The sequence below is a fragment of the Pseudomonas sp. B19(2017) genome, assembly GCF_002113165.1.
Taxonomy (GTDB): Bacteria; Pseudomonadota; Gammaproteobacteria; order Pseudomonadales; family Pseudomonadaceae; genus Aquipseudomonas.
The window spans coordinates 33,439-54,882 of record NZ_NEJR01000004.1; the positions used below are offsets into that span (position 1 = coordinate 33,439).

17 protein-coding genes and 2 pseudogenes are annotated in these 21,444 nt (G+C 64.1%); 13 read left to right on the forward strand and 6 right to left on the reverse strand.

What is annotated here, in order from left to right:
- The first annotated feature begins 285 nt into the window (after positions 1–285).
- From CAF70_RS07785 to CAF70_RS07805, 5 genes are all read left to right on the forward strand, one after another.
- On the forward strand, positions 286–2,997 hold the full coding sequence (locus tag CAF70_RS07785) for a LuxR C-terminal-related transcriptional regulator (protein WP_085623755.1): 2,712 nt from the start codon (positions 286–288) through the stop codon (positions 2,995–2,997).
- A 159-nt stretch (positions 2,998–3,156) separates the two neighbouring features.
- Positions 3,157–4,764: a response regulator gene (locus tag CAF70_RS07790; RefSeq protein ID WP_085623757.1), complete on the forward strand. Its 1,608-nt coding sequence runs from the start codon at positions 3,157–3,159 to the stop codon at positions 4,762–4,764.
- Positions 4,761–5,453, forward strand: coding sequence for a sensor histidine kinase KdpD (locus tag CAF70_RS07795; RefSeq protein ID WP_085623759.1), 693 nt, complete (start codon positions 4,761–4,763; stop codon positions 5,451–5,453). Before CAF70_RS07790 ends, CAF70_RS07795 begins: the two co-directional genes overlap by 4 nt.
- A gap of 116 nt (positions 5,454–5,569) precedes the next feature.
- Complete coding sequence (locus tag CAF70_RS07800) at positions 5,570–6,214, forward strand: MBL fold metallo-hydrolase (protein ID WP_085623761.1); 645 nt, start codon at positions 5,570–5,572, stop codon at positions 6,212–6,214.
- 108 nt (positions 6,215–6,322) lie between these two features.
- Positions 6,323–7,033 carry an OmpA family protein gene (locus CAF70_RS07805; RefSeq protein WP_046616042.1) on the forward strand — a complete coding sequence of 237 codons (711 nt, stop codon included), beginning with the start codon at positions 6,323–6,325 and terminating at the stop codon, positions 7,031–7,033.
- 135 nt (positions 7,034–7,168) lie between these two features.
- Here CAF70_RS07805 and pta read toward each other — a convergent pair whose 3' ends face one another.
- Both pta and CAF70_RS07815 read right to left on the reverse strand, forming a co-directional pair.
- Positions 7,169–9,256: a phosphate acetyltransferase gene (pta, locus tag CAF70_RS07810; RefSeq protein ID WP_085623763.1), complete on the reverse strand. Its 2,088-nt coding sequence runs from the start codon at positions 9,254–9,256 to the stop codon at positions 7,169–7,171.
- 31 nt (positions 9,257–9,287) lie between these two features.
- The gene (locus CAF70_RS07815) at positions 9,288–9,590 is read right to left on the reverse strand and encodes a DUF3565 domain-containing protein (protein WP_085623765.1); all 303 of its coding nucleotides are present in this window, start codon (positions 9,588–9,590) and stop codon (positions 9,288–9,290) included.
- Between CAF70_RS07815 and CAF70_RS07820 the strand changes: the two genes are divergently transcribed.
- Together CAF70_RS07820 and CAF70_RS07825 are read left to right on the forward strand one after the other, a co-directional pair.
- On the forward strand, positions 9,589–10,074 hold the full coding sequence (locus tag CAF70_RS07820) for a peptidylprolyl isomerase (protein WP_003247325.1): 486 nt from the start codon (positions 9,589–9,591) through the stop codon (positions 10,072–10,074). The genes CAF70_RS07815 and CAF70_RS07820 overlap by 2 nt on opposite strands.
- 144 nt (positions 10,075–10,218) lie before the next feature.
- The gene (locus CAF70_RS07825; protein ID WP_085623767.1) at positions 10,219–10,701 is read left to right on the forward strand and encodes a glutathione peroxidase; all 483 of its coding nucleotides are present in this window, start codon (positions 10,219–10,221) and stop codon (positions 10,699–10,701) included.
- A gap of 131 nt (positions 10,702–10,832) precedes the next feature.
- Here the strand turns inward: CAF70_RS07825 and CAF70_RS07830 are convergent, their stop codons facing one another.
- Positions 10,833–12,023 carry a glycosyltransferase family 1 protein gene (locus CAF70_RS07830; protein WP_085623769.1) on the reverse strand — a complete coding sequence of 397 codons (1,191 nt, stop codon included), beginning with the start codon at positions 12,021–12,023 and terminating at the stop codon, positions 10,833–10,835.
- Between the two features lie 300 nt (positions 12,024–12,323).
- Between CAF70_RS07830 and CAF70_RS28095 the strand changes: the two are divergent.
- Together CAF70_RS28095 and CAF70_RS28100 are read left to right on the forward strand one after the other, a co-directional pair.
- Positions 12,324–12,923 (forward strand): annotated as a pseudogene (locus tag CAF70_RS28095) (PAS domain S-box protein); the annotation flags it as partial.
- A 228-nt stretch (positions 12,924–13,151) separates the two neighbouring features.
- Positions 13,152–13,511, forward strand: a pseudogene (locus CAF70_RS28100) (methyl-accepting chemotaxis protein); the annotation flags it as partial.
- 134 nt (positions 13,512–13,645) lie between these two features.
- On the opposite strand, the gene cysZ reads toward CAF70_RS28100, so the two are convergent.
- Positions 13,646–14,374, reverse strand: a complete 729-nt coding sequence (gene cysZ, locus CAF70_RS07840) for a sulfate transporter CysZ (RefSeq protein ID WP_085600724.1) — start codon at positions 14,372–14,374, stop codon at positions 13,646–13,648.
- 328 nt (positions 14,375–14,702) lie between these two features.
- On the opposite strand from cysZ, the gene trxB reads away from it, so the two are divergent.
- Positions 14,703–15,665 (forward strand): thioredoxin-disulfide reductase, encoded by a 963-nt coding sequence (gene trxB / locus CAF70_RS07845; protein ID WP_025337720.1) that lies wholly within the window; start codon positions 14,703–14,705, stop codon positions 15,663–15,665.
- An 80-nt stretch (positions 15,666–15,745) separates the two neighbouring features.
- Here trxB and nadC read toward each other — a convergent pair whose 3' ends face one another.
- On the reverse strand, positions 15,746–16,594 hold the full coding sequence (nadC, locus tag CAF70_RS07850; protein WP_046616049.1) for a carboxylating nicotinate-nucleotide diphosphorylase: 849 nt from the start codon (positions 16,592–16,594) through the stop codon (positions 15,746–15,748).
- Between the two features lie 242 nt (positions 16,595–16,836).
- On the opposite strand from nadC, the gene CAF70_RS07855 reads away from it, so the two are divergent.
- The 3 genes from CAF70_RS07855 to ampE all read left to right on the forward strand — a co-directional run bounded on the left by CAF70_RS07855 (position 16,837) and on the right by ampE (position 20,515).
- A complete protein-coding gene (locus CAF70_RS07855) occupies positions 16,837–18,984 on the forward strand; it encodes a DUF1631 domain-containing protein (RefSeq protein ID WP_085623773.1) in 2,148 nt (715 codons plus the stop codon).
- Positions 18,985–19,115: 131 nt separating this feature from the next.
- A complete protein-coding gene (gene ampD, locus CAF70_RS07860; protein WP_085623775.1) occupies positions 19,116–19,688 on the forward strand; it encodes a 1,6-anhydro-N-acetylmuramyl-L-alanine amidase AmpD in 573 nt (190 codons plus the stop codon).
- On the forward strand, positions 19,685–20,515 hold the full coding sequence (ampE, locus tag CAF70_RS07865) for a regulatory signaling modulator protein AmpE (protein ID WP_085623777.1): 831 nt from the start codon (positions 19,685–19,687) through the stop codon (positions 20,513–20,515). The genes ampD and ampE overlap by 4 nt, the downstream gene beginning before the upstream one ends.
- Positions 20,516–20,667: 152 nt before the next feature.
- On the opposite strand, the gene CAF70_RS07870 is transcribed toward ampE, so the two are convergent.
- On the reverse strand, positions 20,668–21,444 hold the full coding sequence (locus tag CAF70_RS07870; protein ID WP_085623779.1) for a TatD family hydrolase: 777 nt from the start codon (positions 21,442–21,444) through the stop codon (positions 20,668–20,670).

Sequence of the window (21,444 nt, forward strand, 5' to 3'; positions counted from 1 at the left end):
TCTGGCCCTTTCGCGGGCGCGCCCGCTCCCACAGGTACTGTGCAAGTCTTGAAGACCGTGCCGATCCTGTGGGAGCGTGCGTGCCCGCGAAGAGGCCGGAACAGGCAATAAGCCTGGTGAATACCTCGGCAAAGCCCCGCCCCAGCCCCTGTCCATCAGCGCTGTTGCTTTTTGTCGTAGTCTTTTACAACCCAATTGCGCCCATCATCTTCAAATGCGCAGCGTTACCCGCTAGTCTCGCAAGCATCCATACCGCCGTAGTCTTCCAACCAGAACGAGCCGGCCATGACAGATCTGTCCCGTACGCATGGATTCACCAGCCAGGCCTTGGGCCTGCTGGACGGGCGTTTCTTCCGGCCACCCTTGCCGGACGGCCATGTGCCGCGCCTGCGCCTGTGCCAGCGGCTGCAAGCGGGCCTCGGCGGGCGGCTTTTGCTGGTCAATGCCCCCGCCGGGTTCGGCAAAAGCGCCCTGGCCATCGAATTTTGCGAAGCGCTGCCCGAACACTGGCGTAGCCTGTGGCTGGGGCTGAGCCAGCGTGATGCCGACCCTGGCCGCTTCCTCGAACGCCTGCTCGAAGGCTTGCAGCAATACTGCCCGGCGCTGGGCGGCCAGGCCATGGGCCTGCTGAAAATGCGCCAGCGTCACCAACCTTTCGCTTTCGAGGAATGGCTCGACGGCCTGCTTGACGAGCTGGCGCTGTACCTGCAAGCCGATACGCCTTTGCTGCTGGTGCTGGACGACTATCACCTGGCTCAGGGGCCAGTGCTCGATCGTTGCCTGCAGTTCTTCCTCAATCACCTGCCCGCCGGGCTGGTGCTGCTGGTCACCAGCCGCCAGCGCCCGGACTGGCACCTGGCGCGCCTGCGCCTGTCGCGGCATCTGGTCGAACTCAACGAACAGGACTTGCGCCTGACCGACGAAGAGTCGCTGGCGGTGATCGGTCGCCAGCCCACCGGCCTGCGTGGCCAGGCCCTGGACAATCTGATCCAGCGCAGCGATGGTTGGGTGGCCGGGTTGCGTTTCTGGCAACTGGCGGCCAGCGAGTCTGCCGACGAACATTCCTTGCCCCAGGCCTTGCATGGCGGCGAAGGCCTGATCCGCGACTATCTGCTGGAAGAAGTCATCGACATGCTGCCCGCCGACGTACAGGCCTTCCTGTACGACACGGCATGCCAGGAACGGTTCTGCGCCCCGCTGTGCGATGCCATACGCGGCCGCCATGACAGTGCCGCGATCCTGCGTTTCCTGCAGGCGCACCAGGTTTTCCTGGTGCCGCTGGACGAGCATGGCCACTGGTTCCGCTATCACCACCTGTTCTCCGACCTGCTGCGCAGCCGCCAGGCCAGCGAGCCGCTGGCCAGTCTGCAGCTGCGTGCCTGCCGCTGGTTCGAAAGCCAGGGCCTGCTTGACGAAGCGGTGGAGCAGGCACTGCGTGCCGGTCACCTCGATGTCGCCGCCGACCTCGTGCAGAGCCTGTCCGAGGAACAACTGCTGGCTGAACAGAACGTTGGTATGTTGCTGCGCTGGAAAATGGACCTGCCCGACAGCCTGCTCATCAGCACGCCACGGCTGATCGTGCTGTACAGCTGGGCATTGGGCCTGGCGTGTCAGCTAGACGCGGCCGAGGAACTGGCGGGTTACCTCAGCCGCTTCCTGCCCGCACCTTCGGCGACCGCGCAAAAGTCCATGCTGGCCCAGTGGCTGGCGCTGAGTGGGGTGATCGCCCGTGGCCGGGGCGACCGCGAGCGTACCCTGGCCTATTGCGGCGAAGCGCTGCAGAGCCTGCCGAGCAAGCGCTATGGCCAACGCCTGGTGTGCCTGTCGACGCTGTCCAACCTGGCAATTGCCGATGGCGATTTCTGGCGGGCCCGGGGCTGGAACCGCGAGGCCCTGGAACTGGCCCAGCGTGTCGGCAACCCACTGTTCGAGGCCTTGGCCCATTACGACCGGGCGCGGGTGCTGCATGCCCGTGGCGAAGTGTTGCGTGCGCTGGACGAAGTGCGCGAGGGGCTGCAGCGCCTGCAAGGGCTGTCGGCACAGCGCCTGTATGCCGTGCGCGCGCGGCTGACGCTTTACGAAGGCTACCTGCTGGTCTCGCGTCTGCAGCCGGCCCAGGGCCGTGCCCGCTTGCGTGCGGGGCTGGGCGAGGCGCGGGCCTGCCGCGATATCAGTGTGCTCATCGGCCACTGCGTGATCGCTACGCTCGATGGCAGGGAAGGGCACTTTGCCGAAGCCTTTGCCGAACTGGCCGAAGCCGAGCGGTTGATGCATATCTGGGATGTGCCGCCGGTCTACTACCTGGCCATGATCACCTTGGTCAAATGCGAGTTGTGGCTGGCCCAGGGGCGCATCGACCTGGCCGAGTCCTGGCTGCTGCGCCTGGGCCAGACCTACGGTGGCGAGCAACCGGCGGCGGCCCCCGAGTTCCACCCGTTGCTGCCATTGCACATCGCCTTGCAGCAGGCATTGCTCGAGCGTATCCAGTCGCGCAGCGACGACGCGGCGCAACGCCTGGCCGGCCTGGTCGAGCGCGGCCAGGCCAGTGGCGGCATGATGCTCTGCGTCAGTGCCCTGTGCCAGTGGCTTGGCTTGTTGCTGGGCGAAGGCCGGGAAGGGCAGGCCGCCCAGTTGTTGCCAAGGTTGCTGGAAGCAGCCCATGGCGGCGTGCTGCAGCCGTTCCAGCCGTTGCTGGAACAACACCCGCAGTGGCTTCTCGAACAGTTGCAGGCAGCTGGCGCTTGCCCGGTACAGGCCGAACTGCTCAAGCGCTTGCCGCAGATGCCAGGCGCCACCCCTGGCGAAGCCCTGAGTGGCCGCGAGAAGGCCGTGCTCGAGCTGATTGCCCAGGGCTGTTCGAACCAACAGATCAGCGAGCGGCTGTTCATTTCCCTGCATACGGTGAAAACCCACGCCAGCCATATCAACAGCAAGCTGGGGGTGGAGCGGCGTACCCAGGCAGTGGCCAAGGCCAAATCCCTGGGGTTGCTGGCATGACACTGGCCATGCGGGGCATTGCTCGCTAAAGTCATGGCTCAAGGCCATGGTCCGTGGCCGGCAACGCTCTACCCTCATCTTTACCGACCAGCTGCCGATACAGCGATCGGTGGCATCGCTTCGCGCGATTTTTCAATCATTCCAAGGCAGGTCGTGTTGATGCTGCAGTACGGGCAAAAGAGCTTTCTGATCGTCGACGACTTTACCGACTTTCGCACGTCGACCCGTTCCATGCTGCGCGAGCTGGGCGTGCGTGACGTGGATACCGCCGACAGTGGCGAGCAGGCACTGCGCATGTGCGCCCAGAAGCGCTATGACGTCATTCTGCAGGACTTTCACCTGGGTGACGGCAAGAAAAACGGCCAGCAGGTGCTCGAAGATCTGATCCTCGACAAGCACATCAGCCATGAATGCATATTCATCATGGTCACGGCCGAGAGCAGCCAGGCCATTGTCCTCAGCGCCATCGAGCACGAGCCTGATGCTTACCTGACCAAGCCGTTCAACCGGGTTGGCCTGGCCCAGCGCGTCGAGAAGCTGTACCAGCGCAAGACCCTGCTCAAGCCGATCCTGCAGGCTCTGGACCGCAATCGCCCGGGCGAAGTGCTGGCGGCCTGCGCCGAGCTGTGCAAGCGTGACCCACGCCTGGCTCCGTTGTGCCTGCGCTACCGGGCCGATGCCTTGCGCAACCTCAACCGCTTCGAGGAGCTGGAAAAGTTCCTCAAGGCCATTTTGGCCAGCCGCCCGCAGCCGTGGGTGTACTCGGCGTTGGGCAGCCTGATGCACAAGCGTGGCCAGAATGCCCAGGCCCAAGGGGTGTACGAGCAGGCGCTCAAAGCCTTCCCGATCATGCCGGGCCTGTATGATGGCATGGCCGAGGTGCTGGTGGCCCAGGGTGAAACCAGGCGCGCGCAGAACATGCTCGAAGAAGCCGTGCGGCTGTCGCCGTTGTCGGTGCGCCGGCAGTCGACGTTGGGCAAGCTGGCATTGGAAAACGAAGACTTCGAGAGTGCCTCGAAGGCGTTCCGCCATGCGGTGAACCAGGGCCAGAGCTCACGCTACAAGGACCCCGAGAACAACCTGGGCCTGGTGCAGGCGCTGATGAGCAAGAACGCCGGCTTTGGCCTGGATGCGCGCACCCGGGTCGAGATCAACAGCACGCTCAGTGAAGTGGCCAAGGACAACCCCGAGGACCAGGGCCTGCAGGTGCGTGCCCGCATGATGAAGGCCGCCAGCCTGCAGCAGGCCGGCGACCCTGAAACGGCTGCCAAGCTGACTGAACAGGCGATCCAGCGCCTGGACAAGATGAACCAGTTCTTCTCGGTCGATTCGGCTCTGACCGTCGCCGCGCAGTTGCAGGCCATGGGTCAGGAAGCCGCGGCAATAGGCGTGCTGAAAAGCTGTGTGGAAAGTTATGGCGATGACCCGAAGGTCATGGAGAGGGTCGGCAAACTGACGGACGACCCCAGCGTGCTCAATGCCATTACCGAAGCGGTCACGCTCAACCGCCAGGGGGTTCGCAGTTACCAGGGCGGGCAGCTCGGCGAGGCGTTGCAACTGTTCCGCAAGGCGCTGGGTATGCAGCCGAAGAACATCAGCATCGCCCTCAACACTGCCCAGGCGCTGCTGCGCATCGGCGGTGACAGCCCTCCGCCGGCGATCATGCAGGAATGTCGCGACGCCCTGAGCAGCGTGGCCGGCATCCCTGCCAGCGACAACCGCTACGACCGCTACCGCAAACTGCACATCCGAGTGTTCGGCGCATGAATCAAGACAATCAGGGGCTGGATTTTTCCACGGTGATCGCCTCCACCGTGCACGACTTGAAGAATACCCTGTCGGCGCTGATCCAGTCCCACAACCAGTGGGTGCAGCGCTTGCCCGAGGAACTGCGCGGTGGTGCCGAGCAAGGGGTGATGGAGCATGAGTTTCGCCACCTCAACGGCATGCTGGTGCAGTTGCTGGGGTTGTACAAACTGGGTGTGAACCAGCTACCGGTGTGCCCGGATTACCACGAACTGGACGACTTCATCGAAGCCCAGTTGGCCGCCCACGAGGAAGTGCTCAAGCACAAGGACATCCTTGCTACCTGGCGCATCGACACCGACAACCCGCTGGGTTTCTTCGACCGTGAACTGGTGGCCTCGGTGATCGCCAACGTCATCACCAATGCCACCCGCTTTGCCGCGCATGCCTTGCTGATCACCATCGAAGAGGCAGACAACCAGCTGGTCATCTGTGTCAACGATGACGGCCCGGGTTATCCACAACGCATGCTCGAACGCCAGGAAGAATTCATCCAGGGTATCGACTCGACCAGCGGCAGTACCGGCCTGGGCCTGTACTTTGCGGCGCGGATCGCGGCACTGCATGAAAGCGGCGGGGTGCGCGGGCGGATCGAGATTTCCAATGGCGGGGCGCTTGGGGGTGGGTTGTTCAGGTTGTTCTTGCCTTAGGATGTGTGGCGCTCGATCTCACAGGCGCCAAACCTCTCAAGACATGAACCTCGTGCACCCACCGCAATTTCCTGTCAGGCTCTCAGCAGAACTCCAGCTTTGCCACCGAGAGCACCATGACCCAAGCCCCGCCTGCGCTCATCCGCGAAACCTTCCCCGTAGGCCCTCTGCAATGCAACTGCACTCTGATCGGCGACCCACTGACCAAAAAGGCCATTGTCGTCGACCCGGGCGGTGACCCGGACAAGATCCTGGCCCGCCTGCTGGCCCACGGCCTGACGCTGGTGAGCATCATTCACACCCACGCGCACTTCGATCATTTCCTCGCTTCGGGCAAGCTCAAGGAGCTGACCGGCGCCACGCTGCACCTGCACAAGGACGACCAGGCGCTGTGGGACAACCTGGAAATGCAGTGCCAGATGTTCGGCGTGCCCTACACTCCGGTACCTGCGCCAGACCGCTGGCTGGGGGATGACGAGGAGCTGGCCTGCGGTTGTGGCGTGGCCCTGCATACACCAGGCCATACGCCGGGCTCGATGAGTTTCTGGTTTGCCGACGCCAAGCTGCTGATCGCCGGCGATACCCTGTTCCGCCGGGGCATTGGCCGTACTGATTTGTGGGGTGGCGACCAGCGGGCCATCGTCCGGTCCATCAAGGAGCGGCTGTACCGGCTCGACGAGGAGGCCATCGTGGTGACCGGCCACGGGCCCGATACCCGCCTGGGCGACGAGATGCGTGAAAACCCCTTCGTGCGTGCGTGATGGCACATGAAGGCACTTTCATGGAATTTTTCGTTGCCGATGCAATCCAAGGCTGGCATAGATCCCGTTATGATCTGCAGCATTCATGAATTCAGTAGGAGCTTGTCCATGTTCACCATGCGTCGTCTGATTATCGTCGCAACCGCCGCTGCCCTGATGACCGGCTGTGCCGGCCAGAACCCTTATGACAGCCAGGGGCAGGCGCAGGGCTCCACCGGGATGAGCAAAACCGCCAAGTACGGCGGCCTGGGCGCGCTGGCCGGTGCTATCGCCGGTGCTGCCATCGATCACAACAACCGGGGCAAGGGTGCATTGATCGGCGCCGCCGCCGTGGGTGCCGCCGCAGCCGGTTACGGCTACTACGCTGACAAGCAGGAAGCCGAACTGCGCGCGCAGATGGCCAACACCGGTGTGGAAGTGCAGCGCCAGGGTGACCAGATCAAACTGATCATGCCGGGCAACATCACCTTCGCCACCGACTCGGCCAACATCGCGCCAAGCTTCTACTCGCCGCTGAACAACCTGGCCGGCTCGTTCAAACAGTTCAACCAGAACACCATCGAAGTGGTTGGCTTCACCGACAGCACTGGCAGCCGCCAGCACAACATGGACCTGTCCCAGCGCCGTGCGCAGGCGGTCAGCACCTACCTGACCTCGCAGGGCGTGGATGCCTCGCGTATTTCGGTACGTGGCATGGGCCCGGACCAGCCGATCGCCAGCAACGCCGACGCCAATGGCCGCGCGCAGAACCGTCGGGTGGAAGTGAACCTGAAGCCGATTCCGGGTCAGCAGTATGACCAGGGGCAGGTTCAGCAGTAAGGTATCGATCCTGGGGCCGCTTTGCGGCCCATCGCCGGCAAGCCAGCTCCCACAGGTACCGCACAAGGCTCAAGGGCCATGCAGACCCTGTGGGAGCTGGCTTGCCGGCGATGGACTGCAAGGCAGCCCCGGTTTTTAGCGCACCACGCTCGCCTGTATCGCCGTCAGGGCAATGGTATGCACGATGTCGTCAACCTGCGCCCCGCGTGGCAAGTCGTTCACCGGCTTGCGCAAGCCTTGCAGCATCGGCCCCAGGCTGACCCCGTCGGCGCTGCGTTGCACCGCCTTGTGGGTCGTGTTGCCGGTATTCAGGTCAGGGAACACGAACACCGTGGCCCGCCCGGCTACCGGGCTTCCCGGCGCCAGGTCCCGTGCAATTGCCGGGTTGGCCGCTGCGTCATACTGCAATGGCCCGTCAATCAGCAGCTCCTGCGCCGCGCTCTGTGCCAGGCGGGTTGCTTCACGCACTTTCTCGACTTCCTCGTCGCTGGCCGAATCGCTTGAATAACTGATCATCGCCACCCGTGGCGCGATGCCGAAGGCCTGCGCCGATTCGGCACTCTGCCGGGCGATCTCGGCCAGTTCGGCAGCGCTTGGGTGCGGGTTCATCACGCAGTCGCCGTACACCAGCACCTGCTCGGGGAACAGCATGAAGAACACCGACGACACCAGGCTCGAACCCGGTGCGGTCTTGATCAGCTGCAGGGCCGGGCGGATGGTGTTGGCGGTGGAGTGCACCAGGCCCGAGACCAGGCCGTCCACTTCGTCCAGGGCCAGCATCATGGTGGCGATCACCACCGGGTCTTCCAGTTGCTGCTCGGCCATTGGGGCGTTGAGGTTCTTGCTCTTGCGCAGCTCGACCATCGGCTCCACATAGCGCCCGCGAATCAACTCGGGGTCAAGAATCTCCAGGCCCGGCGGCAAGGTGATGCCCTGGGCACGGGCCACGGCGTCGACATCCTCGGGCTTGGCCAGTAGCACGCAACGGGCGATGCCGCGGGCCTGGCAGATGGCCGCAGCCTGCACCAGCAGCGGCTCGGCGCCTTCCGGCAGGACGATGCGCTTGTTGGCCTGCTGCGCCCGCTGGATCAGTTGGTAGCGGAACACTGCCGGCGACAGGCGCAGTTCGCGCGGGGTGCCGCAACGCTGGTGCAACCAGGCGGCGTCGAGGTGGCTGGCGACGAAGTCGGTGATGAATTCGGCGCGCTCGCGGTCGTCCACCGGGATTTCGCGGTTCAGCGAATTGAGCTGGTTGGCGGTGTCGTACGAACCAGTACTGACCGACAGGATCGGCAGGCCAGCCTGCAGGGCGCCGCGGCACAGACCCAGGATGCGCGCGTCAGGTTTGCTGTCGCTGGTCAGCAGCAGGCCGGCCAGCGGTACGCCGTTGATCGCCGCCAGGCTGACGGCGAGGATAATGTCGTCACGGTCGCCCGGGGTCACTACCAGCGTGCCCGAGGTCAGCAGCGGCACCGTGTTGGCCACGGTGCGCGCGCAGATGATGATCTTGCTCATGCGCCGCTGCTCGTAGTCGCCGGCATTGAGCACCTGGGCACCGAGCAGGTCGGCCACGTCGCGGGTGCGCGGGGCGTTCAGTTCGGGCTGGTAGGGGATGCAGCCGAGTAGGCGGAAGTCGTTGCCACGCAGCAGTGGCGAGTGCTCGCGCAAGCGGGTGGAAAAGTCCGCCATGCTTTCGTCGGTGCGCACCTTGTTGAGGATGACCCCGAGCACTTTCGGGTCGCGCGGGCCGCCGAACAACTGGGCCTGCAGTTCGACCCGGCCGGACAGCTCGCTGAGCACTTCGTTTTCTGGCGCCGATACCAGGATCACCTCGGCATCCAGGCTCTTGGCCAGGTGCAGGTTGACCCGCGCCGCGTAGCTGGCGTGGCGCGTGGGTACCATGCCCTCGACCACCACCACGTCGTTGCCGATACAGGCCTGCTGGTACAGGCGGATGATTTCTTCGAGCAACTCGTCCAGCTGGCCATCGCCGAGCATGCGCTCGACGTGGGCCAGGCTCAGCGGCACGGGGGGCTTGATGCCGTGGGTGCGGGCGACCAGCTCGGTGGAACGCTCGGGGCCGGTGTCACCCGGGTGGGGTTGGGCGATCGGCTTGAAGAAGCCGACCTTCAGGCCGGCGCGCTCCAAAGTGCGCACCAGGCCCAGGCTGATGGAGGTCAGGCCGACACCGAAGTCGGTCGGCGCAATGAAAAATGTCTGCATGCGTGCTTCTCGAAATAAGCGGTGCAAGAAATTAACGGCCAAGGGTAGCGCTATCGGCCCCTTGTGCGCACCAGCCGCAAGCGAAGGGCTGGCCGATGCGCTGCGCGCGCTGGACCGGGTCGAGCACCCAGGGGCGCGCCTGCCACGGCGGCTGGTGGCGCAAGTGCTGGGTGTGGCCGCAGGAAAGCTCGGCCACCCAGTGGCCTTCTTCGTCCTGGTGGAAGCCGGTGATCCGACTGATGGGCCGTTGCTCGTCCGCGGTGCGTTCGCAATCGGGCGATGGCTTGGTTACACTTGTCCGCTCTACATACTTTTGCAAAAGGTCTTGCCCCATGCTGATCGCCGCCAACAAGGCTGTCTCCATCGACTATACCCTGACCAACGACGCCGGGGAGACCATCGACAGCTCCGCCGGCGGTGCACCGCTGGTTTACCTGCACGGTGCCGGCAATATCATCCCGGGCCTGGAAAAAGCCCTGGAAGGCAAGCAGGCCGGTGACGAACTGAACGTTTCCATCGAGCCGGAAGAGGCCTACGGCGAATACCTGGCCGAACTGGTCAGCACCCTGAACCGCAGCCTGTTCGAAGGCGTCGACGAGCTGGAAGTGGGCATGCAGTTCCACGCTTCGGCGCCGGATGGCCAGATGCAGATCGTCACCATCCGTGACATCGACGGCGACGACGTGACCGTTGACGGCAACCACCCGCTGGCCGGTCAGCGCCTGACCTTCCAGGTCAAGGTAGTCAACGTGCGTGACGCCAGCGATGAAGAAATCGCTCACCGTCACATCCACGGTGAAGGTGGCCATCACCACTGATTTTCTGCGCTAAGCTCAGAAAGTCGCCAGGCGCTCGGGCAAGCCGATTTGCCTTCCTACGGGAGGTGGACGGTTTGGACGAGCGCCTTTTTAGTGGGCGGAATTTGCCCGCGCGGCAACCGGGAACCTGAGAGGGGAGTCATCATGAGTGCATTTCACGACCTGAAACTGGACGCGTTGAACGGCGGGGAGCTGCCCCTCGCACCGTTCAAGGGCCAAGTGGTGCTGGTGGTCAACGTTGCCTCCAAGTGTGGGCTCACGCCGCAATACAAGGCCCTGGAAAATCTCTACCAGGTTTACAAGGACAAGGGCTTCAACGTGCTTGGCCTGCCGTGCAACCAGTTTGCCGGCCAGGAGCCGGGCAGCGAAAAGGAAATCCAGGAGTTCTGCAGCCTCAACTATGGGGTGAGCTTCCCGCTGGGTGGCAAACTGGAGGTCAACGGGCCGGGGCGTCACTCGCTGTACCGCCTGCTGGCGGGTGAGGGGGCGGAGTTCCCGGGCGACATAACCTGGAACTTCGAGAAGTTTCTGGTGGGCAAGGACGGGCGGGTACTGGCGCGTTTTTCGCCGCGCACGGCACCGGATGATCCGGCGGTGGTACAGGCTATCGAGAAAGCCTTGGCCTGAAACGCCTGACGCGGGTCCCTCTGTAGGAGCGGCCTTGTGTCGCGATCGGGCCGCATAGCGGCCCCGGATATCAGCATTGTCGCAACAATCGAGGGGCTGCTCTGCAGCCCGATCGCGACACGAGGCCGCTCCTACACAGATCGCGTAGCACCCAGCCTCGAAGCTGGTGAAGTCGCAGCCTGGTTCCGGGCTGCATGCAGATACCCCTCGAACTGCTCGACAATCCCTGGCCAGCCCTGGCGGCTGGCATGCCGCCGCGCATTCAGGCGCACCCGGCGCAACGTCTCTTCTTCTTCCAGCAGCCAGCAGGCAGAGTCGATGAACGCTGCCTGATCCCCCGGCATGGCCAGTGCACCGCTATGGCCATGGCGAATATGCTGCGCAGCGGCCGCCTCGTCATACGCGACCACCGCCAGCCCTGAGGCCATGGCTTCGAGCACCACGTTGCCAAAGGTTTCGGTCAGGCTCGGAAACAGGAACAGGTCACCGCTGGCATAGTGTTCGGCCAGCACCTCGCCACGCTGGGCACCGCAGAACACGGCTTCCGGTACCTGCTGTTCCAGGGCGGCACGCTGTGGGCCGTCACCCACCATGATCAGGCGCAGGCGTTTGTGTGGATAGGCTTTCTGCAGGGCCTCCAGGCTTGGGCGCAGCAAGCCCAGGTTCTTTTCTGCCGCCAGCCGCCCGACATGCAGCACGGCGATGTCATCCGGGCCAAGCCCCCAGCTTTCCCGTAATGCAGGGTCGCGTCGGGCCGGGTTGAACAGGCAGGCATCGACTCCTCGGGCCAGTAGCTCCAGGCGTTCGAAACCGCGGCGCTCAAGCTCCAGGCGCTGGCTGAGGCTGGGCACCAGGGTGATCGCCGTGCGCCGATGGAACCAGCGCAGGTAATGGGTGAGCAGGCGCGTCAGCAGGCCCAGCCCGTACTGGCCGGAATACTGCGGGAAGTTGGTGTGGAAGCCGCTGACTACCGCCACCCCCAGGCGCCGCGCCGCGCGCAGTGCACTGAGCCCAAGCGGCCCCTCGGTGGCGATGTACAGCACATCCGGGCGCTGCCGGCGCCAGCGGCGCAACAGCTTGTGCATCGATACCTCGCCCCACTGCAAGCCCGGGTAGCCCGGCAGTGGCCAGCCACGGCACAGCATCAGGTGCGGGTCGTTGTGCAGCGGTGCCTCACCGGCCTGGCGCGGGCGCACCACTTCGATTTCATGGCCGCGTTGGCGCAACCCTTCGCTGAGGCGGCCAAGGGTATTGGCCACGCCGTTGATCTCGGGCGGGAAGGTTTCGCTGACCAGAGTAATGCGTAGGGCGGGTGTATTCATGACAAAAGTGTCCGCCTGCTGAGTTGCGCCAATGTGACTGTAATGTGACGTACAGATGACGCCTGATTACCGACGCTTTCCGTTTGGTGAATTTTTCCTTGCAGGCCGCTCAAGAGGGGGCAGCGACAGCCGATGCAGATGCATTCGACGATGCGCTCCAGGAGAGCGGTGATGTTCAACAACAAGCTCAAGCAAGAAATCCGGCAGCTGCGCGAAGACCTGATGTCCATCGAGCAGGTCAAGAGTAGCCTCGACAGCGAGATGCTGGTACTGCAACTCGACCCCCAGGGGCGGATCGAGATGGTCAACGGCAACTTCGAGAGCGAGATGCTCTACCGTGCCGAACAATTGCTTGGGCGCAACATCGAGGACATCGTCCCTGCCCATGTGAAGACGCTGGACTTCTACCAGCGCATGAAGGGCGCGATCAGCCGTGGTGAACACCTGAACGGTGCATTCCGCCTGCTGCGCGGCGATGGCCAGGAAGCCTGGTTGCGGTCGATTCTGCAGCCGGTCAAGAACAGCGAGGGGCGCATCAAGTATTTCACGCTGCACTCCAGCGACCTGACCCGCACCATCGAGACTTCGCGCGAGCATGAGAGCCTGATCAAAGCGCTGATGCGCTCCACGGCGGTGATCGAATTTGACCTCGATGGCAACATCCTCACCGCCAACGAACGGTTCCTGGCCACCGTTGGCTACCGCCTGGAACAGATTCGTGGCAAGCATCACCGCATTTTCTGTGAGCCGGAGGAGGTCAACTCGGCCGGTTATCAGGCGTTCTGGGACAAGCTGCGCCGTGGCGAGTACGTTGCCGAGCGCTTCAAGCGTATTGATGCCCATGGCCGGGTGGTCTGGCTGGAGGCATCGTACAACCCGATCTTCGATGCCCATGACGTATTGTACAAGGTGGTCAAGTTCGCCACCGTCATCACCGAGCAGGTCAACCAGGAGCAGGCGGTCGCAGAGGCGGCAGATGTCGCCTACAACACCTCGCTGGGTACCGATGCCAGCGCCCGCAAGGCCACCGATGTGGTCACCCAGAGCGTCAGCGTGATGCGCGGGCTGGAAGCGTCCATGCAAGAGGCGGCAGAGGGCATCCAGGCGCTGGATACCCAGTCGCGGGTGATTGGCTCGATCATCAAGACCATCAGCGACATTGCCGGGCAGACCAACCTGCTGGCGCTGAACGCGGCCATTGAAGCGGCCCGCGCCGGCGAGCAGGGGAGGGGCTTTGCCGTGGTTGCCGATGAAGTGCGCCAACTGGCCTCGCGTACCAGCACCGCGACCGAGGAAATCGCCCGGGTGGTGCAGCAGAACGAGCAGCTGGCCCAGGCGGCGGTGGCGATCATCGACACCAGCAAGCGTCAGGCCGAGCAGGGGCTGGCGCTGGCGGACGAGACGGGGAGCGTTATTGTCGAAATCCAGGACGGGGCAAAGCGGGTGGTGGATGTGGTGGGGCAGTTTTCCAGCCGGTTGGGGCAGTAAAAAGCTGGGGCTGCTGCGCAGCCCATCGCCGGCAAGCCAGCTCCCACCCCGACCGCATGCGCCTTATCTGTGGGAGCCTGGCTTGCCGGCGATGGGCCGCAGAGCGGCCCCGGCAATTGGAGCATCAACAGGGATCAGTTGCGCTCCCGCACCCAGAACAAGGTGGCCCCCGCCACCGCCGCCGGCATCATCAGCACGTTGACCAGCGGAATCATTAGCGCCAGGTAGGTTATGCCGCCAAAGCCCAGCGACTGCCAGCGCTTGCTGCGCAGCCAGGCCAGCATGTCCTGCCAGCTCATCTTGTTGTTGTCTGCCGGGTAGTCGATGTACTGGATAGCCATCATCCATACGCCGAAGATCAGCCATAGCGGCGCTGCCACCACGTTGACCACCGGGATCAGCGACAGGATGAACAGGCCGATTGCCCGCGGCAGGAAGTAGCCCAGCTTGCGCATTTCACGGCCGAAGGTACGTGGCACCATGGCCACCAGTTCGCCCCAGCTGAACGCCGGGAAGTTGTCCTGGCCACGCACCACCACCTCGACCTTTTCCGCCAGAAAGCCATTGAACGGCGCGGCAATGATGTTGGCCACCAGAGTGAAGGTGAAGAACACCATCAGCACCACCAGGGCGACGAACAGCGGCCAGAGGATGTAGGTGAGGAAGCTCAGCCAGCTAGGCAGGCTCGGCATCAGGGCGTCCACCCACAGGCTGAACTGATGCCCGGCGAAGTAGATCAGGCCGCCGAACAGCAGTAGATTGACCGCCAGTGGCAACAGCACGAACAACCGCAGGTTGGGGCTCAGCACCAGTTTCAGGCCTTCGCGCAGGTACTGGGGGCCAGAGAGTACAGGGGCTTGCATCGAGAAACTCCGCAGAGAAGGGAAACGCGCTGACCTTACCGAGTTTGCCGCGCCGACGAAAGGCGGGCCGCGAGCGGGAAACGGGCGGTAACAAAAGCGGCAGGGCTTGATAATCGATGAAATCGCTGAATAGACGATGGCTATGAGGTGGATTGTCGAAGGATATTTCCTTAATCTTTGCGACCTCGCTACAGTGCGCTCAACTTTCTGCTTTCCGGGCCTGCGCGTTGTAGCCTTCCCCAAGTGCTGCGTGGGTCCTTTTTAATTTCAAAGCTGGCGCAGCCGGCACACGATGCCGGCCCTGCGGCCCGCTCGACAGGAGTTCGACATGTCTGAAGTACGTCATTCGCGCGTCATCATTCTCGGTTCCGGCCCTGCCGGTTACAGCGCCGCGGTATACGCCGCCCGTGCCAACCTCAAGCCGCTGCTGATCACCGGCATGCAGGCCGGTGGCCAGCTGACCACCACCACCGAAGTCGACAACTGGCCGGGCGACCCGCACGGCCTGACCGGCCCTGCGCTGATGCAGCGCATGCAGGAGCACGCCGAGCGTTTCGAAACCGAAATCGTCTTCGACCACATCAACGCCGTCGACCTGGCCAACAAGCCGTTCACCCTGCAGGGTGACAGCGGCAAGTACACTTGCGACGCGCTGATCATCGCCACTGGCGCCAGCGCCCGCTACCTGGGCCTGCCGTCGGAAGAAACCTTCATGGGCAAGGGCGTTTCGGCCTGCGCTACCTGCGACGGTTTCTTCTACCGCAACAAGCCGGTTGCCGTGGTGGGCGGCGGCAACACTGCCGTGGAAGAGGCGCTGTACCTGGCCAACATCGCCAGCAAGGTGACGCTGGTGCACCGTCGCGATACCTTCCGCGCCGAAAAGATCCTGGTCGACAAGCTGCACGCCCGTGTGGCCGAGGGCAAGATCGAACTCAAGCTCAACGCCACCCTGGACGAAGTACTGGGTGACAACATGGGCGTGACCGGTGCGCGCCTGAAGAACAACGACGGCAGCAGCGACGAAATCAAGGTTGACGGCGTGTTCATCGCCATTGGCCACACCCCGAACACCTCGCTGTTCGAAGGCCAGCTGACCCTCAAGGACGGCTACCTGGTGGTCAACGGCGGCCGTGAAGGCAACGCCACCGCCACTAACGTCGAGGGCGTGTTCGCTGCCGGTGACGTGGCTGACCACGTTTACCGCCAGGCCATTACCTCGGCCGGTGCCGGCTGCATGGCGGCGCTGGATGTCGAGCGTTACCTGGACGGGCTGGCCAACGCCTCGTTCTGATTCGAGAACACCGGGGCGCAAAGCGCCCCCCCCCAAAAAAAACCGGCTCAATGGCCGGTTTTTTTGTGTCCACAATCAGCTCACAGGCTCAAGCGCATTGACAGGTCCACCGCCTTCACATCCTTGGTCATGGCTCCAATCGAGATGTAGTCAACCCCAGTCTCGGCAATCACCCGCAAAGTCGTCTCGTTGACCCCGCCACTGGCTTCCAGCTTGGCCTTGCCCGCGGTAATGCGCACGGCTTCGCGCATTTCTTCCAGGTTCAGCTCGTCGAGCATGATGATGTCGGCACCAGCGGCCAGCGCCTGGCGCAGTTCATCCAGGCTTTCCACTTCGATTTCCACCGGCTTGCCCGGCGCAATGCGGTGCGCCGCCGCCACGGCCGCGGCCACGCCGCCGCTGGCGGCGATGTGGTTTTCCTTGATCAGGAAAGCGTCGTACAGGCCGATGCGGTGGTTGTCACAACCGCCACAGGTCACTGCATACTTCTGTGCCAGGCGCAGGCCCGGCAGGGTCTTGCGGGTGTCCAGCAGGCGCACCTGGGTGCCCTCCACCAGGTCGGCCAGGAAGCGCGCACGGGTAGCGACCCCCGAAAGCATCTGCAGGAAGTTCAATGCACTGCGCTCACCACTGAGCAGTGAACGCGCTGGGCCCTCCAGATGAAACAGCGGCTGGTTGGCGGTGGCGCGCTCGCCATCGGCCACCTGCCAGTGCACGGCCACGCGAGGGTCGAGTTGGCGGAACACGGCATCGACCCAGGCGGTGCCGGCGATCACGCAGTCTTCGCGGGTGATGATGGTCGCCTTGGCCAGGCGCTCGGCCGGGATCAGCTGCGCAGTGATATCGCCACTGCCGATGTCCTCCAACAACGCGCGGCGCACGTTGGCTTCGATTTCAGCGGTCAGGTCGGCGAGGCGTAGGTTCGGCATGGTCGGCTCCACAAGCTAGATGCCGGCGATTATAGGGCAGGGGGCCGGTGTGTACAGTCGCCTTGGCGATGACCTTTGGTCGGCCTGTGTGAGCAGGCGGGGTAAATCAGGGTCATTAGCCAGCCGGTGAAACGGCGCTGGCAGCTGTGCGGATTTTTACCGATAATGGTGACCGGTATTTGGCGTCATGACTTTGACGATCTTCAGCCCCTTCGGGCGAGACACCCTGCAAGGAGTCCAGGATGCAGAATGAAGGCAAGGTGGTGCCCTTGGCGGCCGCCATCGACCGAGGCGTACGTGCGCCTCTGCCTTGCCTTCCGGTGTTGCTCCTGCAGGTGCGCGACAAGGCCGCCTTGCAGTTGCGCCAGGGCCTGCAGGACTTGTTCGACAACGCTGACGACACCCTCTTCGAGATGGCCGACAAGGCCGTCGATCGCCATGATCAGAACCTGTACTTCGAAGCCATGCGCGACCTGCGCCTGAAGCGCAAGAGCATCGAGCGTGGTTTTCTCGATACCTTCTATGATGCCTTCGCCCGTATCGGTCAGGTTGACCTGTGGGCGCCCATGGTCGAGCCGGGCAACCTGGGCAGCAAGGCCCAGGTAGAGCGTACCGCCGCGATCGAAGGCATGGTCGCGCGGGTGCTGTCGCGCGACGGCATTGCCCTGCAGCAACTGAGCCTGCGCTTGCAGGTACTGCTTGACCGCCCCCTGTACGAGCAGCACAACCCGTTGGGGCCGGCTGCGCTGTGTGGCTACTTCCTTGATGCTGGCCGCAACCTGGGGGTCGGCCTGCGGGTCAAACTGGTCCTGCTCAAACTGTTCGAGCGCTATGTGCTGCGCGATGTCGACATGATTTATGGCGAAGCCAACCAGCTGCTGGCCGCCGCCGGTGTGCTGCCCGAGTTGCCGCCGGCACCGCGCCGGCGTGCCGAAGACCGGCGCGTGAGTACACGACGTGGGTCGGCGAACCTGGGACAAGAGGGGGGCGCGGACGCGGCAGGGCAGGCTTTCTTTGCCGCTTTGCAACCACTGTTGGCACCGGTGCGGGGGCAGTTCGCGCCTCGTTTGCAGGCGGTGGCTGCCGCACAGCCAATCAGCACCGCCGACTTGCTGCGCCTGCTTTCGCATTTGCAGCACTACGTGCCCGCTACCCACGAGGCCGACGATTTCGAGCTGGGTCAACAGCTTGAACAACTGCTGCTCAGGGTCAGCGTGCGCAGCGGCACACGCCGGCGCATCGACGTGGCTGACGAAGACATGATCAACCTGGTTGGCCTGCTGTTCGCCTTCATCCAGAACGACGACAACTTGCCGACCAGCCTGCGCGCGCTGATCGCGCGTCTGCATATTCCACTGCTGAAAGTGGCGCTGCTGGACAAGGGCCTGTTCAGTCGGGCCAGTCACCCGGCCCGGCGGCTGCTCAACGAGATCGCCGGCGCGGCCATCGGCTGGGAGTGCGGCGGCGACGGTATGCGCGACAGCCTGCACCTGCGGGTGGAGCGTATCGTCCAGCGCCTGCTCAATGACTTTGCCGAAGATGCCGGCCTGTTCGCCGAACTGCTCGAAGACTTTCTTGCTTTCAACCAGGACGAGCGGCGGCGCAACGAGCTACTTGAACAGCGCACACGCGACGCCGAAGAGGGGCGCGCCCGGGCCCAGCAGGCCAGGCAGCAGGTGCAGCACGCACTTAACCAGCGTTTGCGCGGCCGGGTACTGCCGCAGGTGGTGGTACAGATGCTGGTGCAGGCCTGGAGCCAGGTGTTGCTGCTGGCTTGGCTCAAGCAGGGCGAGGCCTCCCAAGCCTGGCGGGATGCCTTGCAGACCATGGATACGCTGCTGGCCAGCATCACCCCGCCGCATGAGCCGCAAGCCTTGCTGCAGCAGGTGCCGGGCCTGCTCAAGGCACTGCGCGATGGCTTGGCCGGCGTGGCCCTGGATTCAGCAGCGACTCGCGAATTCTTCCTGCTACTGGAGCAGTTGCATCTGCGCGCCTGCGCAGGTAGCGAGGTGCAGCCTGGCAAAGCGGGCCAGCCCCTGAGTGACGTGCTGGTGGCTGATGACATCGTGCTGACCATTGCCGAAGAGCCCGCCTGCGCGCCATTGCAGTTTGCCGACGATCAGGCTGCGGCAGTGCGCCAGGTTGAGCGCCTGCGCATCGGTACCTGGGTCGAGGTGCTGGATGAGGACGAACCGCTGCGCTGCAAACTGGTGGCGCGTATCGACAGCAGCGACCGGCTGGTTTTCGCCAACCGTACCGGTATGAAGGTGCGCGAATGGAACGCCGGTAGCCTGGCCCAGGCGCTGCACCGGGGCGACGTGCGGGTGCTGGATGACGGGCTGCTGTTCGAGCGGGCGCTGGAGGCGGTGCTCGAGGGCCTGCGGCAGTAGGCGCCAAGCTGGCACGATCTCTGAGGGGGCGGGCCCGCCCGCTCCCACAGCATTACAATCATTCACATGCAAACGGCAGTCGCCACAGGGCATACTGATGTTCTGTTCACGGCGTTTTCAGGATCTGCCCCATGCAATTGGACCGTGCCACTGGCTGGTTCCACGGAATCGGAATCACCCACTGCCCCTCGCCGAACTTCAATGCCCGCCCCGAAGGCGAATCGGTTTCCCTGCTGGTGATTCACAACATCAGCCTGCCGCCGGCCTGCTTCGGTACCGGCAAGGTCCAGCAATTCTTCCAGAACCGCCTGGACCCCGACGAACACCCGTACTTCGCCAGCATCAACCACCTGACCGTGTCGGCGCACCTGTTCGTCGAGCGTGATGGTGCGGTAACCCAGTTCGTGTCATTGCTCGACCGCGCCTGGCATGCTGGTGTGTCGTGCTTCGACGGGCGTGAAGGCTGTAACGATTTCTCCATCGGTATCGAGCTGGAAGGCACTGACGAGCTGCCTTATACCGATGCCCAGTATGCGGTGCTGGCGCAACTTACCCGGCACATCCGCTGTGCCTGGCCGACCATCGACCTGGACCGCATTCAGGGCCATAGCGACATTGCCCCGCAGCGCAAGACCGACCCTGGCCCGGCGTTCGACTGGCCGCGCTACCGTCAGGCGCTGCAGCAAAACGAGGACAAGGCATGAGTTTTCTGGTGTTGTTGCTGGCGCTGTGGGTCGAGAAGTTCTCGGCCCTGCGCCATCAGGTGCAGCGCGACGGGTTCTTCCTTGGCGAGCTGGTGCGCCTGGAGCGCAGCGGCAAGGTGCACCCGTGGTGGACGCTGGCGATCCTGGTGTTGGCACCGGTAGCGCTGCTGGCGTTGCTGCTGCATGTGCTGGAGCCGGTGGCGTATGGCTTGCTGGCGTTGCCGGTGCACCTGCTGGTGCTGGTTTACAGCCTGGGCCGCGGCGATGCCAAGGCATCGCTGGGGCCGTTCCGCGATGCCTGGCGGCGTGGTGATGACCAAGCCGCACTGCACGTGGCCGAGCGTGACCTGGGGTTGGCGGCCGACGAGCCGAACAGCCTGTTGGTACGGGTGCAGGGCAACCTGCTGTGGCAGGTGTACCAGGGCTTTTTCGCGGTGATCTTCTGGTACTTCGTGCTGGGCCCGGGCGCAGCCCTGGCCTATCGCCTGCTGGCGTTGTGTGGCGAACACAGCAGGCAACCTGCGTTGAAGGCCCGTGCCGAGCAACTGAGGCACATCATGGACTGGCTGCCGGTACGGGTGCTGGCGTTGAGTTTCGCCCTGGTCGGCAACTTCCTCGCGGTGACCCGGGTAATGCTGCACGAGGTGCTGAACTGGCACATCAGCGCCGCACACCTGGTGGCCCGGGTCGGGCGCATTGCCGATGACATTCCCGAGGAAGAAGACAGCCAGCGCGGGCTGGGCCGGCTGGACAGCCTGTGGGAGCTGCTGCTGCGTTGCGCGGTGCTGTGGTATGCAGGGTTTGCGCTGTGGACGGTGCTGGTCTGAGCTGAAGTCGGGCGCATACCCTGTAGGAGCGGCCTTGTGTCGCGATGGGCTGCGCAGCAGCCCCGGATTTTCAGCTTCGCCGCATAAATTGCCGGGGCCGCGTTGCGGCCCTTTCGCGACACAAGGCCGCTCCTACAGCGACCGCGCCAGGTCTACCATCTGAACAACTCATAAGCATTGCGGCTGCTGGCCTCAGCCAGCTCCGCGACATCCACCCCCATCACCTGCGCCAACGCCGCGGCAATCTCCGGCAAATGCTCCGGGCTGTTCCTCACCCCCGGGTACATCACCGGCGCCATGTCCGGCGCATCGGTCTCCAGCACTACGCTGTCCAGCGGCAACCGCGCCAGGGTCTTGCGCAGCCGCAAGGCCTGCGGCCAGGTAGCCGCACCGCCCAGCCCAAGCCGGAAGCCCAGCCTGATGTACTCACGAGCCTCTTCATAACTGCCGGCAAACGCATGAATCACCCCCGCCCGCGCCGGCTTGTAGCGCTTGAGCGTGGCGATCACCTGGGCATGGCTGCGGCGCACGTGCAGCAAGGCGGGCAGGTCGAAGTCGCAGGCCATCTGCAATTGTGCTTCGAACAGCGCCTGCTGGCGGGCCTTGTCCAGGTCTTCCAGGTAATAGTCCAGGCCAAACTCGCCCACGGCACATAGCCGAGGGTCGCCGTGCAGGCGCGCCAGCCACTCGCGCAACTGCACCAGGTGCTCCGGCCGATGCTGGTCGAGGTAAATCGGGTGCAGGCCGAGCGCAGCGAACAGGCGCTGGTCGGCGCAGGCCAGGTCCCATACCCGCTGGAAATTCGCCTGATACACCCCCAGCACCACCATCCGCTCCACCCCTCGCGCCTCCGCGTTGGCCAGCAGGCGCGGGCGGTCGGCTTCGAAGTCGGGGAAGTCCAGGTGGGTGTGGGTGTCGATCAGGCGCAT

Coding starts and splice junctions, on each gene's coding strand:
- CAF70_RS07785 (WP_085623755.1), top strand. CDS start 286: ATGACAGATCTGTCCCGTACGCATGGATTCACCAGCCAGGCCTTGGGC.
- CAF70_RS07790 (WP_085623757.1), top strand. CDS start 3,157: ATGCTGCAGTACGGGCAAAAGAGCTTTCTGATCGTCGACGACTTTACC.
- CAF70_RS07795 (WP_085623759.1), top strand. CDS start 4,761: ATGAATCAAGACAATCAGGGGCTGGATTTTTCCACGGTGATCGCCTCC.
- CAF70_RS07800 (WP_085623761.1), top strand. CDS start 5,570: ATGACCCAAGCCCCGCCTGCGCTCATCCGCGAAACCTTCCCCGTAGGC.
- CAF70_RS07805 (WP_046616042.1), top strand. CDS start 6,323: ATGTTCACCATGCGTCGTCTGATTATCGTCGCAACCGCCGCTGCCCTG.
- pta (WP_085623763.1), bottom strand. CDS start 9,256: ATGCAGACATTTTTCATTGCGCCGACCGACTTCGGTGTCGGCCTGACC.
- CAF70_RS07820 (WP_003247325.1), top strand. CDS start 9,589: ATGCTGATCGCCGCCAACAAGGCTGTCTCCATCGACTATACCCTGACC.
- CAF70_RS07815 (WP_085623765.1), bottom strand. CDS start 9,590: ATGGGGCAAGACCTTTTGCAAAAGTATGTAGAGCGGACAAGTGTAACC.
- CAF70_RS07825 (WP_085623767.1), top strand. CDS start 10,219: ATGAGTGCATTTCACGACCTGAAACTGGACGCGTTGAACGGCGGGGAG.
- CAF70_RS07830 (WP_085623769.1), bottom strand. CDS start 12,023: ATGAATACACCCGCCCTACGCATTACTCTGGTCAGCGAAACCTTCCCG.
- cysZ (WP_085600724.1), bottom strand. CDS start 14,374: ATGCAAGCCCCTGTACTCTCTGGCCCCCAGTACCTGCGCGAAGGCCTG.
- trxB (WP_025337720.1), top strand. CDS start 14,703: ATGTCTGAAGTACGTCATTCGCGCGTCATCATTCTCGGTTCCGGCCCT.
- nadC (WP_046616049.1), bottom strand. CDS start 16,594: ATGCCGAACCTACGCCTCGCCGACCTGACCGCTGAAATCGAAGCCAAC.
- CAF70_RS07855 (WP_085623773.1), top strand. CDS start 16,837: ATGCAGAATGAAGGCAAGGTGGTGCCCTTGGCGGCCGCCATCGACCGA.
- ampD (WP_085623775.1), top strand. CDS start 19,116: ATGCAATTGGACCGTGCCACTGGCTGGTTCCACGGAATCGGAATCACC.
- ampE (WP_085623777.1), top strand. CDS start 19,685: ATGAGTTTTCTGGTGTTGTTGCTGGCGCTGTGGGTCGAGAAGTTCTCG.
- CAF70_RS07870 (WP_085623779.1), bottom strand. CDS start 21,444: ATGCGCCTGATCGACACCCACACCCACCTGGACTTCCCCGACTTCGAA.